The following is a 15,785-nucleotide window of genomic DNA, read 5'->3' on the forward strand; positions in this document are numbered from 1 at the left end:
GGATTTAACTTTGATGCAACATAAACCCGTCATTATCGGCGTGGCCGGTGGGACTGGATCTGGAAAGACGACCGTCGCCCGTGCACTCGTGGATGCGTTCAAAGGACAATCGGTCGTCATGATCGAGCAAGACGCCTACTATAAAGACCAGTCAGAAATGACGATGGAAGAGCGGTATAAGACGAACTATGACCACCCGTTCGCATTCGACAACGATTTGTTGATTGAACAGATCAAGCAGTTGCAAAATCATCAAGCGATCGAGAAGCCGGTTTACGATTATGCCGCCCATACACGTTCGGACGAGACGATTTCGATCCAACCGGTCGACGTCGTCATCGTCGAAGGGATTTTAGCACTCGAGGACGACCGTCTTCGTGAGTTGATGGATATTAAAGTGTTCGTCGACACAGACGCCGACGTCCGAATTTTACGCCGGATGCAACGCGATCTTAACGAGCGGGGACGCTCGATTGATTCGGTCGTCGCCCAATATACGAACGTTGTCCGTCCGATGCACTTGCAATTTTGCGAGCCGACGAAGCGTTACGCAGACATCATCGTCCCTGAAGGCGGCGAGAATTTTGTCGCCATCGATCTGCTCGTGACGAAGATCCGCTGGGTGCTTACGGAACGCAATCGGGCCTACTAAAATAAATCGTTTTCAATTCTGATTTGCTGTAATATACTAGGAGACAATGAAGGAGTGACGGATATGGCTGAAAAGCAACATTACATGACGTTAGAAGGACAAGAAAAGATTGAACATGAATTGAATGAACTGAAGACGGTACGCCGTAAAGAAGTCGTTGAAAGCATTAAGATTGCCCGTGACTTCGGAGACTTGTCTGAGAACGCTGAGTACGATGCAGCGAAAGAAGAGCAGGCTATGGTCGAAGGACGTATCGCACAACTTGAAGAGATGCTTCGTAACGCCGTCATCATCAAAGGTGATGTCGCGGACAATTCAATGGTCGCAATCGGGAAGACGGTGACGTTCTTCATTCAAGCAGACAATGAAGACGAAACATATACAATCGTCGGTAGTGCCGAGGCTGACCCGTTCACAGGGAAAATCTCGAACGAATCACCGATCGCGAAAGCGCTTCTCGGTCGTACCGTCGGAGACATCGTGAACGTGCAAACACCTGGTGGCGACATGGTCGTCGAAATTAAAGAAATCAAATAATGACTAAAAGAGCGGCATCCAATTGGAGGTCGCTCTCTTTCTGAGGAGGCTATCACATGAAAATCGGAATCATCGGGGCGATGGAAGAAGAAGTGAACTTGCTTCGTAACGAATTGACAGAACGGACGGATACAGAGATTGCGAACTATCACTTCTATGAAGGATACCTTGGCAACGTCCAGGTCGTCATCTTAAAGTCAGGGATTGGAAAAGTGAACGCGGCCATCGGGACGACGCTCTTGCTCGACAAGTTCAAACCAGATGTCGTTATCAACACCGGTTCTGCCGGTGGCTTCAAGAAAGGGATGAAAGTCGGCGACGTCGTCGTCTCGACGGAAGTCCGCCACCACGATGTCGACGTGACAGCGTTCGGCTATGAGTACGGCCAAGTTCCGGGCATGCCTGCTGCCTATAAAGCGGACGCGCACTTGATGGACGTCTGTAAGGAAGTCATTGAGAGCTTGCACGATGTGAACGTCCACACCGGGCTGATCGTCACAGGTGACTCATTCATCAACGATTCAAAACGAGTCGCGGAAATTTTAGGACATTTTGATGGTGTCGCAGCCGTTGAAATGGAAGCGGCCCCGATCGCCCAGACGTGCCACCAGTTCGGAGTACCGTTCGTCGTCACACGTTCAATCTCAGACAGCGCCGACGAAGAGGCGAACTTGTCGTTCGATGAATTTTTAGAGACGGCATCGATCAACTCGGCGAAAATGGTCATGGCGGTCACGAAACGGCTCGGACAAAGTGAATAATTCGAGAGGGATGCGTTGACATCCCTTTTTCATTCCCTTATATTAGTACCAGATACTAAGAATAGGGGTTATAGCTATGAACATTGGAATCATCGGCATCGGTTCATTCCTTCCGGATAACCGGGTCACGAACGTCGATTTGGAAAAACGTATGGATACGAGCGACGAATGGATTCGGACCCGGACCGGGATCGAGGCGCGTCATTTGGCCGATGCGGACATGTCGGTAGCAGACATGGCGACTCGGGCCGCTAAACGGGCGCTTGCGAGCGCAGGGGTTGTGATCGAGGACATCGACGCGATCGTCTGCGCGACGGCGACGGCACCATCATTCCCGGCGACAGCTTGTCTCGTCCAAGCGAACTTAGGCGCGAAACGTGCCGTCGCATTTGACGTCAGCGCCGCCTGTAGCGGCTTCATCTTCGCGATGGATACGGGGAAGAGCTTGATGCAGTCGAAAGGCTTTAAACGTACACTCGTCATCGGAGCCGAAAAGATGGGTAATTTGATCGATTGGGACGACCGCTCGACTGCCGTCTTGTTCGGTGATGGCGCAGGTGCAGTCGTATTGGGGGAAGATGACGTCGCGGCAATCGATTCGATCGTTCTTGGGAGCGATGGTACGGGTGGGAAGTTCTTATATGAGAATGCAGATGGTAAAATCGTCATGAACGGGCGTGAAGTGTTCAAGTTCGCGGTCCGGAAAATGCCGGACATCGTGTTAGAGGCGCTTCATCAAGCCGGTAAAGACATTGCCGACATGGACGTCTTAGTCCCGCACCAAGCGAACCGCCGCATCATTGACGCGGCGATAGAGCGGTTAGGGCTCGCTGAAGACAAAGTAGTCGTCACGATTCAAGACCATGCGAACACATCGGCCGCCTCGATTCCGCTCGCGCTTGCTGAAGCGGTTAAAATTGGGAAGGTCACGGCCGGGCAAACGGTCGTCATTGCCGGCTTTGGTGCCGGGCTCACTTGGGGAGCGAGCTGTCTCACATGGAATAACGCTAAAATCACGGAGGAGATTTGTTCATGAAACGAGTAGTCATTACAGGGTTAGGTGTCGTATCACCGTTAGGCAATGATGTCACAGAAATGTGGGGTCGGCTATTGAACGGGGACAATGCGGTCGATACGTTGACGAAGATTGATATTAGCCAGTACCCGGCAAAAGTCGGCGCTGAAGTCAAAGAATGGAATATCGAGCATTTGGTTGAGCCAAAAGAAGCTCGGAAGATGGACTCGTTCATCCAATACTCAATTTTAGCAGCGGACGCCGCACATCGGGATAGCGGTCTAGATGTGACAGCGATGGCGGACAAAGTCGGGACGTGGATTGGGAGCGGCATCGGTGGCGTCGAGACGATCGATAAACAAGCGAGCATCTTGCATGAACGCGGACCGCGCCGGGTCAGCCCGTTCTTCATTCCGATGATGATCCCGAACATGGCGAGCGGCCAAGTCTCGATCTACCTTGGGGCGAAAGGACCGAGCAACTGCTCGGTGACGGCTTGTGCGTCGGGCACGAACTCGATCGGCGAAGCGTTCCGTGTCATTCAACGCGGTGATGCGCTCGCGATGTTCGCAGGCGGGGCCGAGGCACCAATCACACCGTTATCGTTTTCAGGGTTCTGTGCCAATAAGGCGCTATCGACGAACCCGGATCCGGCGACGGCCTGCCGTCCGTTCGATGCAAATCGTGACGGGTTCATCATGGGCGAAGGCGCAGGTGTCCTCGTTCTCGAAGAATATGAGCACGCTAAAGCGCGCGGTGCCAAAATGTATGCCGAAGTCGTCGGATACGGGATGAGTTCGGACGCCTACCATATCACGGCACCGTCACCTGAAGCTGAAGGTGGGTCGAAAGCGATGAGTGAAGCGATGCGTGACGCCGGAATCGCACCGGAAGACGTCCAGTACATTAACGCCCACGGGACGAGCACACCACTCAACGATATGTTAGAAACGAAAGCGATCCGCAACGTGTTCGGGGAATATGCTGATCAGCTCGCCGTCAATTCGTCGAAATCGATGATCGGGCATTTGCTCGGGGCTGCGGGCGGCGTCGAAGCGGTCATCACGGCGTTGTCGATTCATGAGGGCCAGATTCATCCGACGATCAACTGTAACGAACCGGCAGAAAACTGTGACCTTGATTATGTTAGAGAAGGAAAGCGGGAACTTGATATTCAGTACGCACTGAGCAATTCACTCGGCTTCGGGGGCCATAATGCGACACTCGCATTCGCAAAAGTGACAGACTGATTGTAGAAAAATAGGTCAAAAACGGGTAGGGTATAAGGGTTGGTCTAACAGAAAGGAGAATGCCGAATGAAACGTTTTATCATCGGTGCCGCCTTGTTGGGTTCAGTCCTTATTCTTTTTTTGATCATTTGGAACGGACAACGCGAGCAGGCACGTGAACTAGTACCGCAAGAAGAACAAGTCGTGACGATCCACGGGGAGACGTTACCGGAGCAGCCGAACACGTTACTCGCCATCGACCCGAGTTCCCAGACGATATTGTCTCATGTCTATGAGGGATTGTATCGCTTCGGGGCGGACGGAGAAATCGAGCCAGGTCTCGTCGAGAGCTTGACCCGGTCAGAGGACGGTGCGACGTACACATTCTCGCTAAAGCCGAGTCAGACGGTGGGCGGCAAGGCGGTAACCGCCGAGACGTTCGTCGACCATTTTAGAAAACTCGCGGACGACGATACGAACTCACCGTTTAGTTTTTTACTTGAAGATGTTAAAAATGGAAAAGCAATCAGTCTCGGAACAGCCGAGCCGGAGACGCTCGGTGTCAAGGCGGTCGATGCGCAGACACTCGAATTGACGCTCGAACGACCGATGGAAGGGTTCGAGGAGATTTTGGCAATGCCGGCGTTTCTTCCACAAACAGCCATCGGGGCTTGGCCAGAACTCGATGCGAACGGACCGTTTCAAATCGAATCGATTGACGCAGCCCAAGTGACACTGACGAAAAACGAATCTTACCATGACTCGGGTAACGTTACGCTCGAGCGCATCATCATTTGGGCGGACGCCGCGCTCGGGACGGAAGCGACGGGCATTCACCCGGTTCCTTATGGGACGGATGAAAGTGTGTTCGATTCACTTGAAAGTGAAGTGATTGACGTGCCTCGGAGCGGTGTCTTCTATTTGAAATCGAACGTCGATGAGTATCCGTTCGATGACCCTGACTTCCGCCGGTCGCTCGCGATTGCGCTCGATCGAGAGGCGTTCACCGATGCACTCGCCCGCGCCGAACAAACGACGGACCGCTTGCTCGTCACAGACGAGAGTGCGCAAGACGTCTCGTTTGAAGAAGATGCGTCTAGTTTGTTCGAGTCGGTCAAAGAGCGCTACGAAGAAGAAACGATTGACATCGAATTACTCAGCTTTGTCGATGAAGAAGCGAGACAAATCGCCGAGACGATTGAAACCGAACTTGAAAAACTTCCGGGGCTGTCTGTTTCCATCACGGAACTGCCGCTCGGTGACAAAGTTAGGAAAGAAGTCGCAGGTGACTATGCGCTGTCGCTGTCTGGTTGGCAACCGGATTATCCGGCGTACAGTGCTTATTTGACTCAATTTGAAACAGGAAATTATTTGAATTCGAGTGGTTATAAAGACGAGACGTTCGATCGGTTGATGGAGGAGGCACGCTCGACTGAGGTACTCGAGGCGCGGAACGAAGCGTATCGTCAAGCCGAAAAACGCTTGTTGGAAGAGGCAGTCGTTATTCCAATCTACCAAGCTGGAAGAACTTACGCGGTCGATTCCACCTATGCGGAAATTGGATTTCCGGTCATCGGTCCTTCGTACGTCCTAACTTTTTCAAAAGTTTATAAAAAATGAGCTAAAAGCCCGTCTCCCTAGGCGGGCTTTTAGCCTATGATAAAAATTTTTTAGAAAAATCAAAATAAATACTTTGCAAAATTATCAGAATATTGTATTATTGCATCAACGGGATTGTGGTAGCAAATTTTGTAAAGTTAACTTTCAGAATTTTCTACCATCGTTCATTTCGTTAAAACGAAAAAATCAGGGGGTCATCGTATTGAATAAGAAAAAAGGTTTTGCATTAGCAACGTCGGTAACGCTTCTATCTAGCGCGTTCCTAGCAGCTTGCTCGGGTGGGGAAGAAGAAACAACGACAACAAACGGAGATGGAGGTTCAGAAGGTAGTGCAGATGAAGCGCAAGTCCTCAACTTGCTCGACAGTGCAGACATTCCTTCACTTAACCCAACTCTCGCGACTGACGCAGTATCGTTCAACGTCTTGAACAACGTTAACGAAGGTCTCTACCGTATGGACGAAGAAGACAACCCAACACCAGGGATGGCTGAATCACACGAAGTTTCTGAAGACGGTAAAACGTACACGTTCAAAATCCGTGAAGGCGCAACTTGGTCTAACGGTGAGCCTGTAACGGCAAACGACTTCGAATACGCTTGGAAAGAAGTACTTAATCCGGACAACGGATCACAATATGCTTATGTCATGTCTGTCATCGAAGGCGCTGAAGCTTACAACACTGGCGAAGGCGAGCGTGACGCGGTCGGCGTTACAGCAACTGACGATCAGACACTTGAAGTTAAATTGACAGCACCAGCTGATTACTTCCTTGGTCTCACAAGCTTCGGCGTATTTATGCCTAAACTTGAAGCGTTCGACGCGGAACAAGGCGAGAACTTCGGTACGTCTGCAGAGACGACGCTCTACAACGGACCGTTCAAACTCGAAAGCTGGGAGCGCGAGCAAGGCTGGAAAATGGTCAAAAACGACGACTATTGGGATGCTGAAGCCGTCAAACTTGACGAAATCGACGTTAAAGTCGTTAAAGAAGTTTCAACGGGCGTCAACTTGTACGAAAACGGCGACGTTGACCGTACTGGTTTGACTTCTGAACTCGTTGCTCAATACCAAGACAGCGAAGATTTCTCGACTGTCGTTGAGCCGACACTCTTCTACCTCCAGTTCAACACTGAAGTTGAAGCGTTCGACAACCAAAATATCCGTAACGCGATCGACCGTGCTTACGATAAAGCAGCAATCTCTGAAACGCTTCTCGCGAACGGTTCAGTACCTGCGAACTACCTCGTGCCGAAAGACTTCGTAACAGGCCCAGACGGTGCAGACTTCCGTGACGCTAACGGCGACATCGGTGGTTACAACGTTGAAGAAGCACAAAAACTTTGGGAAGCAGGACTTGAAGAGCTCGGGACAGATTCTGTCGAAATCGAACTCCTCAACTACGACTCAGAGTCTGCGAAGCAAATCGGTGAGTTCATCAAAGGTGAACTTGAGAAGAACCTTCCAGGCATGACGCTTACGATCAAGCAACAACCGTTCAACAACAAACTCGACCTCGAGAACAAAGGTGACTTTGAGCTTACATTCGCAGGCTGGGGACCTGACTACCAGGATCCAATGACGTTTGTTGACCTCTTCGTAACTGACGGACCATACAACCGTGGTAAGTGGTCGAACGAAGAATTCGATGCACTCATCGAATCTGCGAAAGCGAACACAGATGCTGAAGCACGTTGGAAAGAGCTTCAAGATGCAGAGAAAATCGTTCTTGAAGAGAACGCGATCTCGCCAGTTTACCAACGCGGATCAGCTCGTCTCACGAAGCCGTACGTTAAAGGAATCGTTGAACACGGGTTCGGCGCTGACTACTCGTACAAGTGGGCATTCATCGAAGGCAAAGAGCAATAAGCAACATTCACCAGAAAGAGACAGGGACGCCTGTTTCTTTCTTTTTTTGTGTTCTTCCATAAAGAAGCCGCCCAACGCATGCGTTGGGCGGCTCTGTCTTATTTTTTCACTTTGGCACGTTTTCGGCTTAAGCCCATCGCTTTCTCGATCTTGGCGAGGTTCTTGTTCGCGACCGCTTCGGCTTTCTCACGTCCCGAGTCAAGGATCGCATCAAGCTCTGGCGAGTCGACGAGTTCGTGATAGCGCGCTTGAATCGGTTCGAGCATAGCGACGACCGCTTCGGCGACGTCTTGCTTGAACGTTCCGTAGTTCGAGTCTGCGTATTGAGTCACGAGATCTGTTATCGAAGTACCAGTCGATAACGAGTAAATCTCGAGTAAGTTCGAGATGCCCGGCTTATTCTCCCGCTCGAAGCTGATGACGCCGCTCGAGTCCGTGACGGCGCTCTTGATTTTTTTACGGATGACGTTCGGTTCGTCAAGCATCGAGATGAAGCCTTTAATGTTCGCGTCCGATTTCGACATCTTCTTCTCGGGGTTCGTCAAACTCATGATCCGAGCCCCTTCTTTTTGAATGAGCGGCTCAGGAATCTTGAACGTCTCATAATAGCGTTTGTTGAATCGTTCGGCCAAGTCGCGCGTCAGTTCGATATGTTGTTTTTGATCGTCACCGACCGGCACGAGCTCTGTCCCATAAAGTAGAATGTCCGCCGCCATGAGTGTCGGATAGATGAACAGCCCGGCACCGACGTTATCGCTGCCTTGCGATTTATCTTTGTACTGCGTCATCCGACCGAGTTCGCCCATCCCGGCGATACACGTCAACATCCATCCGAGTTGGGCATGCGCTTTTACTTCTGACTGGACGAAGATCGTTGCCTTCTCAGGGTCAAGTCCGCAAGCGAGATAGAGCGCCGCCAGCTTGCGGGTGTTGTCCATCAGTTCGACACGGTCGAGAGGGACCGTGATCGAGTGAAGATCGACGATACAATAGTACGCGTCATGTTCTTCTTGAAGATCGACGAATTGTTTCATCGCCCCTAAGTAGTTACCGAGCGTCACGACGCCGGTCGGTTTAATGCCTGAAAATATCGTTGCCATGCCTACACCTCCATAAAATATAAAAAACCGCAGTTCTCCGCCCGGAAAATCGGGACGAATAACCGCGGTGCCACCCAAATTTGCATGAAGTCATGCCACTTGATCGCGTTAACGGGCGTAACCGTCTCACCGTACTACCATTCAGGTGAGCCACTCTGAAGTCCATTCGCTTGAACGCTCTCCGTCTACTCGCAGCAACGTAGACTCTCTGGGGGAGAGGGGGTTCGAGGTACTTGTCTTCTTCCTCGTGTTTCTTATATTCTGCATTTAGTTTAGCATATTGGCGGAAAAACAAAAAGGTCAAACGAGGGTGATGACGTATGACAGGATCACACTGCCAATCCCGACGTATACCCAACGCCAAGCCGACTGTTTACGGACGGAACGTTCTTCTTTCATCTCGTCGTCGTCTTTTTCGTCTTCCTCATAATCGGAATCGATTTCCTTTAGTTTGGCGCGGCGATTTCGTTTAAACCCGTACATGATCCCGTCGAACAATCCTGAAGCGCTCATCTGTGAGAACATCCCGAACGCGAAGGCGATCATGCCGGCGACGAACAAGCCACCGCTCAAATGAAACGCGAACGATTCCGCGCGGTAATACGATACGTACGACCAAACCGTATAGGCAATTGTGACAATTCCCCAAACGATTAATATACTTCTAAAATTTTTCAATGTGACAAACTCCTTTCAACGTGACGACGCCAATTTATCACGTTTGCTTATGGTTCTATGATACGCGTAGTCCCGCTATTATGGCGAGAAGGAAGTTTTTTTAAATGACAGCGGTTTATTCCACAGTTGACAGTTTGATTAAAAATTTTTTACAATAGCCCTAACGTTCTTTCGTCGGATACTTTATGTAATATTCAGAAAATTAAAGAAAAAGAGTAAGATGTTAGTCCGACGGAATGCTAAGCTTCACGAGATTAGAAAGGGGACATCGCAATGAAGAAAAAATCGATTTTGCTAATGATGACACTCATCTTAGCGCTCGGTTCAGTGCTCGCCGCTTGCTCGACTGGCGGAGACTCTGACGGCGGTTCGTCTTCGAACGGAGAGAAAGTACTTCGTTTGACGGACACGTCTGACATTACTACAGCCGACCCGGCGCTCGCAACGGACGCAGTCGCGTTCAACTTGATCGCCAACACAATGGAAGGCCTTTACCGTCTTGATCAAGAAGGGCAAGCCGTTCCAGCCATCGCCGAAGGAGAACCGGAATTGAACGAAGACGAGACCGTCTACACGTTCACGCTTCGTGACGCCGAATGGTCGAATGGTGAGCCGGTTACAGCGAACGACTTCGTTTACGCTTGGCAACGTGCCGTGGACCCAGAAACTGGTTCACAGTATGCGTATATCATGAACACGGTAAAAAATGCCGAAGCGATCAACACGGGTGACCTTCCTAAAGAAGAACTCGGCGTGAAAGCAATCGATGAGAAAACGCTAGAAGTTACACTCGAGCGTCCGGACCCATCGTTCGTCTCACTCACATCGTTCGGTACGTTCACACCGATCAATGAAGCATTCGCAACTGAGCAAGGAGCGGACTTCGCAACAAACACAGAGAACCTTCTCTACAACGGTCCGTTCACATGGTCAGAGTGGGATCGTGAACAAGGCTATGTCTTGACGAAAAACGATGCGTACTGGGATGCTGACAACGTCGCTCTCAACAAAGTCGACGTTCGCGTCGTCAAAGATACGTCAACGGTCGTCAACTTGTATGAAGCAGGCGATGTTGATTACGCAGGCCTCGCGTCTGAGCAAGTCGCTGCTTTCCAAGAAGACGAAGACTATAACACAGGACTTCGTTCAGCGGTCGGTTACTTCAAGTTCAATCATGAAGATGAAGTATTCGCTGATGTGAACGCACGTAAAGCAATCGCTCGTGCCGTTGACCCAGCCGGTATTGTCGACCAACTGTTGAACAACGGTTCGATCGCAACGACTTCGTTCATCCCGAAAGAATTCATCAAGTATGAAGACGGAACGGATTACACAGAAGGCGTACAACACTTCGAGACGAACACTGATGAAGCAGCAACGCTTTGGGAAGAAGCAACTGGCGGCGAAGCGATCACAATCGAATTGCTTTCATTCGACAGTGAAGTTTCAAAACAAATCTCAGAGTATATGAAAGGCCAAATCGAATCGAACTTGCCGAACGTGACGGTTAACATCTCGCAACAACCGTTCAACAACAAGCTCGAACGCGAAGCGAACGGGGACTACCAGATGTCATTCGCCCTTTGGGGACCTGACTATCAAGACCCGCTCACAAACCTTGGCATCTTCACGTCAGACAACGGTCAAAATGACATCAAGTACAAGTCGGCAGCATATGACAAGTTGATTGATGAAGCTTCGGCTGAAACAGAGATCGATGCCCGTTACGACAAATTCAAAGAAGCGGAAACGCTCTTGATCGAACAAGACCAAGCGATCATGCCGATCTATCAGGCCGGTGTCGCTTACTTGATCCGTCCGAACATCGAGAACTTCAACCGTCAACTTTTCGGTGCTGATTACCAGTACAAATACGTTGATATCAACTAAATAGGCGAGGGGACATGCGCAAGCATGTCCCCACTTTTCTAAAAAAAAAAGCGAATTGAGAGAAAATACTATTCAAATGTTTTGTTGGTAAAGTATAATGGAGTAACAGTGAAAATTCAGAATACTTCAGAAACTGAGAGTTTTTTGATTTTCATATGCTGTGCTAAGAGCCTTGAGATGACGTTTGACCTATTCTTTCAGAAAATTCCTTTCATTTTGTGAATTCAAGAAAAGGGAAATATGTCATAGTGACGCTGTTGGTGCAAGCATAGACACAATTAGAAAAACAGGGGGTTTTTATTATGGGACGTTATATTCTTCAGCGGCTGGTTTACGGCCTCATCACGTTCTTCTTGATTGCGACGTTCACATTTTTCCTGATGGACCTGCTTCCAGGTTCGCCGTATCAGAACCAGGAAAAATTGACGGACACGCAAATTCAGATTTTGAACGATCGTTACGGACTCAATGATCCGCTTCCAGTTCGTTACGCGACTTACTTAGGGAACCTTGTCCAAGGCGACCTCGGCGTATCGTTCCGTACGGCCAACCGGCCAGTGACGGAGTTGATCATGGAACGAATCGGACCATCGGCCCAGTTAGGTATTCAGGCATTAGTGCTTGGTACGTTAGCCGGACTATTGCTCGGGATCGTTGCAGCGATTCGCCATAACACGTACATCGATTATGGTTCAATGTTCGTGTCGGTAATCGGGATCTCTGTCCCGTCGTTCGTCTTTGCGGCCCTGCTTCAATACTACGTTGGGGTAAAATGGGGCGTATTGCCTGTCGCGTTCTGGGACTCGCCGGCACATACGATCCTTCCGACCATCTCGTTGTCGCTCGGGGTCACCGCGTCGATCGCCCGTTTCGTACGGACCGAGATGCTAGAAGTGACCGGACAAGACTATGTCACGCTCGCGAAAGCGAAAGGATTAACCGGGAATGCAATCGTGTGGAAACATATGGTGCGTAACGCCATGATTCCAGCGATCACAATCCTTGGACCGATGACGGCTGCGCTACTCACAGGTACGTTCGTTATCGAGAAAATCTTTGCCGTTCCGGGACTTGGTGAATTGTTCGTAACGTCGATTACGTTGAATGACTATTCGGTCATCATGGGCACGACGCTCTTCTTCTCGGCTCTGTTCATTCTAATTATTTTACTTGTTGACTTGCTCTACGGAGTCGTTGACCCACGTATTCGTCTTGGGGGGGATAACTGATGATTGAAAATAAAAAAGATTTCGAGCAGTTCGACCAAGACATGTTCCAACGTGTCGAGATGAACGAACAGCTCGGTGAACGAATTGCTGGGAAAAGTTTGAACTTCTGGCAAGATGCATGGCTTCGTCTCAAGAAAAACAAAGCGGCCATCGTCTCGCTGTCGATCATTTTGATTTTAGTGTTGCTCGCGTTGTTCGGTCCGATGCTTTCAGCTCGTGACGCCTATGAACAAAATATCTCACAAGCGAAACTACCGCCTAAAGTCACAGGACTTGAGTGGGCCGGATTTGACGGCATGGCCAACCTCGGTGGGCGTGACATCAACTTCTATGAACAAAAAAACGTCGAAGAGAATTTCTGGTTTGGTACTGATTACCTCGGGCGTGATCTTTGGTCGCGTGTTTGGGAAGGGACTCGTATCTCGCTCTTCATCGGTTTGATGGCCGCAATCATCGATACGGTCATCGGTGTCGCTTACGGCGGCGTCTCGGCTTACTTCGGTGGCCGCATTGACAACATCATGCAACGGATCGTCGAGATTTTGACTGGTGTTCCTAACTTGATCTTGATCATCTTGTTCATCTTGATCTTTGACCCAGGTGTCTTCACCATTATCTTGGCGATGGCCATCACCGGCTGGATCGGGATGAGTCGACTCGTCCGCGGTCAAATTTTGAAACTGAAAAACCAAGAGTTTGTATTGGCTGCCCGTACGCTCGGTGCGTCAAGTAACCGTTTGATTTTCAAACACTTGATCCCGAACACGCTCGGTGCGATCATCATCACACTCATGTTCACGATTCCATCTGCCATCTTCTTCGAGGCGTTCCTCAGCTTCATCGGGATCGGACTTCAACCGCCACAAGCGTCACTTGGTACGTTGATCAACGACGGATACAAAGAGCTACGGACGTTCCCGTACTTGCTCGTCATCCCGTCAATCATCATCGTCTTGCTCATGGTCAGCTTCAACTTGCTCGCCGATGGCTTGCGTGATGCGTTCGACCCGAAAATGCGTAAATAATTTAAACAGAGGGGGACTCGTGCATGGAAACGATTTTATCTGTCCGAGACTTAGCAGTCTCGTTCCATACGTATGCCGGAACGGTACAAGCCGTCCGCAACGTATCGTTTGATTTGAAAAAAGGCGAGACACTCGCAATCGTTGGTGAATCGGGTTCTGGTAAATCCGTCACATCGAAAGCGATCATGCGTCTCATTCCGAACCCGCCAGGTGAGATCACGAACGGAGAAATTTTGTTCGAAGGAAAAGACTTGGCGAAGTTGTCAGAAAAAGAAATGTTGAAAATCCGCGGCCGCGACATCGCGATGATCTTCCAAGATCCGATGACGTCACTCAACCCGACGATGACAATCTTCAAACAGATTGCCGAAGGATTGAAGCAACACCAGGGATTGACAGGTGAAGATGCGAAGAAGCGTACGCTCGAATTGCTCACGCTCGTCGGGATCCCGAACCCAGAGGCACGTCTTAAACAATATCCGCACCAACTTTCAGGCGGGATGCGCCAACGGATCGTCATCGCGATCGCGCTCGCATGTAACCCGAAAGTGTTGATTGCCGATGAGCCGACGACAGCACTCGACGTGACGATCCAAGCTCAGATTTTAGAATTGTTGAAAGACATTCAGCAAAAAACGGGTACGGCTATCATCTTCATCACGCACGACCTCGGTGTCGTCGCGAACATGGCTGACCGTGTCGCCGTCATGTACGCCGGTAAAATCGTCGAAAGAGGAACGGTTGATGAAATCTTCTATGAGCCGCGTCACCCGTACGCTTGGGGACTGCTCGGATCGATGCCGCGTCCGACCGACGATCCGAACGAAGCGCTCCCGGCCATCCCAGGCACTCCGCCTAACTTGCTTGACCCGCCGAAAGGCGACGCGTTCGCACCGCGTAATCCGTATGCGATGAAGATTGATTTCGAGAAAGAACCACCGATGTTCCAAATTAGCGATACACACTATGCAGCGAGCTGGCTCTTACATCCACAAGCACCGCAAGTGACGCCGCCGCGAGCGATTCGTGAGCTCGCGCTCAAGTATCGTCCTGACAGCGCGTTCGCAAAATCGATTTTGAAAGGTGGTGCTGAATAATGGAACGTGAGAAATTACTAGAAGTACGAGACCTGAAGCAGCACTTTAACATTGGTCGAGGCCGCGTCGTTAAAGCGGTCGACGGCATCTCGTTCGATATTTACAAAGGTGAAGTGCTCGGCCTCGTTGGAGAGTCGGGTTGCGGTAAATCGACGACAGGCCGTACGATCATCGGCCTTTACGATGCAACAGACGGGGATGTTCTTTTCAAAGGTGAGAACGTCCACGGGAAAAAGAATAAGGCTGAGAAGTTGAAATTCAACCGGGCTATGCAGATGATCTTCCAAGATCCGTATGCGTCGCTCAACCCGAGGATGACGGTCGCTGACATCATCGCCGAAGGCATCGATATCCACAGCCTTGCCAAGACGAATGAAGAACGGATGAACCGTGTGTACGACCTCCTCGAGACGGTCGGCCTCACGAAAGAGCACGCGAGCCGTTATCCACACGAATTCTCAGGCGGACAGCGTCAGCGGATCGGGATTGCCCGGGCACTCGCTGTTGAACCGGAGTTCATCATCGCCGACGAGCCGATCTCGGCACTCGACGTGTCGATCCAAGCTCAAGTCGTCAACTTGATGAAAGAGTTGCAACGGGACCGCGATCTCACGTACTTGTTCATCGCCCATGATTTGTCGATGGTCAAGTATATCTCAGACCGGATCGGCGTTATGTACCAAGGTCACCTCGTCGAGCTTGCATCGGCAGAGCGCCTGTACGAGAACCCGATTCACGCCTATACGAAATCGCTCTTGTCTGCGATCCCGCTTCCGGACCCAGAACACGAACGGACACGTAAGCGGATCGTCTACGAGTCTGGCTCACTTGGTGCTGTCGGACGATCGGATGAAGATTCGAGTATCCCTGCGCTTCGTGAAGTCGAACCAGGTCACTATGTTTCGCTCACAGACGCAGAATATGAGGCGTATAAAGCCCAGCTCGTCTAATACGAAAAGGGGCTGGGACATAACTAGCCTGTTTTAAAGCTTTTCAATAAAAAGAGGGGTCCGGTCACCGATTTTCGGTGGCCGGACCCCTTCTTTGCACTTCCCCCGATGCCCACGGCGATGAACTTCCGTAGG

General features: G+C 50.4%; 14 protein-coding genes and 1 other annotated feature. Of the genes, 12 read left to right on the top strand and 2 right to left on the bottom strand.

Going from position 1 to position 15,785, the window contains the following annotated elements:
- Positions 1–13: 13 nt before the first annotated feature.
- From udk to EVJ30_RS08185, 7 genes are all read left to right on the top strand, one after another.
- Positions 14–652 (top strand): uridine kinase, encoded by a 639-nt coding sequence (udk, locus tag EVJ30_RS08155; protein ID WP_131457317.1) that lies wholly within the window; start codon positions 14–16, stop codon positions 650–652.
- Positions 653–715: 63 nt separating this feature from the next.
- Positions 716–1,189 (top strand): transcription elongation factor GreA, encoded by a 474-nt coding sequence (gene greA, locus EVJ30_RS08160; protein ID WP_131457315.1) that lies wholly within the window; start codon positions 716–718, stop codon positions 1,187–1,189.
- Positions 1,190–1,245: 56 nt separating this feature from the next.
- Positions 1,246–1,950: a 5'-methylthioadenosine/S-adenosylhomocysteine nucleosidase gene (gene mtnN, locus EVJ30_RS08165; protein ID WP_070327645.1), complete on the top strand. Its 705-nt coding sequence runs from the start codon at positions 1,246–1,248 to the stop codon at positions 1,948–1,950.
- Positions 1,951–2,026: 76 nt separating this feature from the next.
- Complete coding sequence (locus EVJ30_RS08170) at positions 2,027–2,986, top strand: beta-ketoacyl-ACP synthase III (protein WP_131457313.1); 960 nt, start codon at positions 2,027–2,029, stop codon at positions 2,984–2,986.
- Positions 2,983–4,215, top strand: coding sequence for a beta-ketoacyl-ACP synthase II (gene fabF / locus EVJ30_RS08175; RefSeq protein WP_131457312.1), 1,233 nt, complete (start codon positions 2,983–2,985; stop codon positions 4,213–4,215). Before EVJ30_RS08170 ends, fabF begins: the two co-directional genes overlap by 4 nt.
- 66 nt (positions 4,216–4,281) lie before the next feature.
- On the top strand, positions 4,282–5,814 hold the full coding sequence (locus tag EVJ30_RS08180; RefSeq protein WP_131457309.1) for a peptide ABC transporter substrate-binding protein: 1,533 nt from the start codon (positions 4,282–4,284) through the stop codon (positions 5,812–5,814).
- Positions 5,815–6,016: 202 nt separating this feature from the next.
- Positions 6,017–7,681, top strand: a complete 1,665-nt coding sequence (locus EVJ30_RS08185) for a peptide ABC transporter substrate-binding protein (protein WP_131468663.1) — start codon at positions 6,017–6,019, stop codon at positions 7,679–7,681.
- Between the two features lie 98 nt (positions 7,682–7,779).
- Here the strand turns inward: EVJ30_RS08185 and trpS are convergent, their stop codons facing one another.
- Both trpS and EVJ30_RS08195 read right to left on the bottom strand, forming a co-directional pair.
- A complete protein-coding gene (gene trpS / locus EVJ30_RS08190; protein WP_131468665.1) occupies positions 7,780–8,781 on the bottom strand; it encodes a tryptophan--tRNA ligase in 1,002 nt (333 codons plus the stop codon).
- A gap of 47 nt (positions 8,782–8,828) precedes the next feature.
- Positions 8,829–9,036 (bottom strand) — a binding site (T-box leader).
- 45 nt (positions 9,037–9,081) lie between these two features.
- Positions 9,082–9,459 (bottom strand): DUF3899 domain-containing protein, encoded by a 378-nt coding sequence (locus tag EVJ30_RS08195; protein WP_131457302.1) that lies wholly within the window; start codon positions 9,457–9,459, stop codon positions 9,082–9,084.
- A gap of 273 nt (positions 9,460–9,732) precedes the next feature.
- Between EVJ30_RS08195 and EVJ30_RS08200 the strand changes: the two genes are divergently transcribed.
- The 5 genes from EVJ30_RS08200 to EVJ30_RS08220 all read left to right on the top strand — a co-directional run bounded on the left by EVJ30_RS08200 (position 9,733) and on the right by EVJ30_RS08220 (position 15,650).
- Positions 9,733–11,349: a peptide ABC transporter substrate-binding protein gene (locus EVJ30_RS08200; protein ID WP_131468667.1), complete on the top strand. Its 1,617-nt coding sequence runs from the start codon at positions 9,733–9,735 to the stop codon at positions 11,347–11,349.
- Between the two features lie 302 nt (positions 11,350–11,651).
- A complete protein-coding gene (gene opp3b / locus EVJ30_RS08205; protein ID WP_131457298.1) occupies positions 11,652–12,578 on the top strand; it encodes an oligopeptide ABC transporter permease in 927 nt (308 codons plus the stop codon).
- Positions 12,578–13,603 (top strand): oligopeptide ABC transporter permease, encoded by a 1,026-nt coding sequence (gene opp3C, locus EVJ30_RS08210; RefSeq protein WP_131457296.1) that lies wholly within the window; start codon positions 12,578–12,580, stop codon positions 13,601–13,603. Before opp3b ends, opp3C begins: the two co-directional genes overlap by 1 nt.
- A 23-nt stretch (positions 13,604–13,626) precedes the next feature.
- The gene (locus EVJ30_RS08215; protein WP_071399491.1) at positions 13,627–14,700 is read left to right on the top strand and encodes an ABC transporter ATP-binding protein; all 1,074 of its coding nucleotides are present in this window, start codon (positions 13,627–13,629) and stop codon (positions 14,698–14,700) included.
- Positions 14,700–15,650, top strand: coding sequence for an ABC transporter ATP-binding protein (locus EVJ30_RS08220; RefSeq protein ID WP_131457294.1), 951 nt, complete (start codon positions 14,700–14,702; stop codon positions 15,648–15,650). Before EVJ30_RS08215 ends, EVJ30_RS08220 begins: the two co-directional genes overlap by 1 nt.
- Positions 15,651–15,785: the final 135 nt, after the last annotated feature.

Origin of the sequence: Exiguobacterium sp. SH5S13 (genome assembly GCF_004337085.1) — a bacterium.
GTDB classification, from domain to species: Bacteria; Bacillota; Bacilli; order Exiguobacteriales; family Exiguobacteriaceae; genus Exiguobacterium; species Exiguobacterium aurantiacum_A.

Excerpts from the sequence above, each read along its gene's own strand:
- EVJ30_RS08170 (WP_131457313.1), top strand. The coding sequence starts at position 2,027 with ATGAACATTGGAATCATCGGCATCGGTTCATTCCTTCCGGATAACCGG.
- mtnN (WP_070327645.1), top strand. The coding sequence starts at position 1,246 with ATGAAAATCGGAATCATCGGGGCGATGGAAGAAGAAGTGAACTTGCTT.
- opp3b (WP_131457298.1), top strand. The coding sequence starts at position 11,652 with ATGGGACGTTATATTCTTCAGCGGCTGGTTTACGGCCTCATCACGTTC.
- EVJ30_RS08180 (WP_131457309.1), top strand. The coding sequence starts at position 4,282 with ATGAAACGTTTTATCATCGGTGCCGCCTTGTTGGGTTCAGTCCTTATT.
- udk (WP_131457317.1), top strand. The coding sequence starts at position 14 with ATGCAACATAAACCCGTCATTATCGGCGTGGCCGGTGGGACTGGATCT.
- opp3C (WP_131457296.1), top strand. The coding sequence starts at position 12,578 with ATGATTGAAAATAAAAAAGATTTCGAGCAGTTCGACCAAGACATGTTC.
- EVJ30_RS08215 (WP_071399491.1), top strand. The coding sequence starts at position 13,627 with ATGGAAACGATTTTATCTGTCCGAGACTTAGCAGTCTCGTTCCATACG.
- EVJ30_RS08220 (WP_131457294.1), top strand. The coding sequence starts at position 14,700 with ATGGAACGTGAGAAATTACTAGAAGTACGAGACCTGAAGCAGCACTTT.
- fabF (WP_131457312.1), top strand. The coding sequence starts at position 2,983 with ATGAAACGAGTAGTCATTACAGGGTTAGGTGTCGTATCACCGTTAGGC.
- trpS (WP_131468665.1), bottom strand. The coding sequence starts at position 8,781 with ATGGCAACGATATTTTCAGGCATTAAACCGACCGGCGTCGTGACGCTC.
- greA (WP_131457315.1), top strand. The coding sequence starts at position 716 with ATGGCTGAAAAGCAACATTACATGACGTTAGAAGGACAAGAAAAGATT.
- EVJ30_RS08200 (WP_131468667.1), top strand. The coding sequence starts at position 9,733 with ATGAAGAAAAAATCGATTTTGCTAATGATGACACTCATCTTAGCGCTC.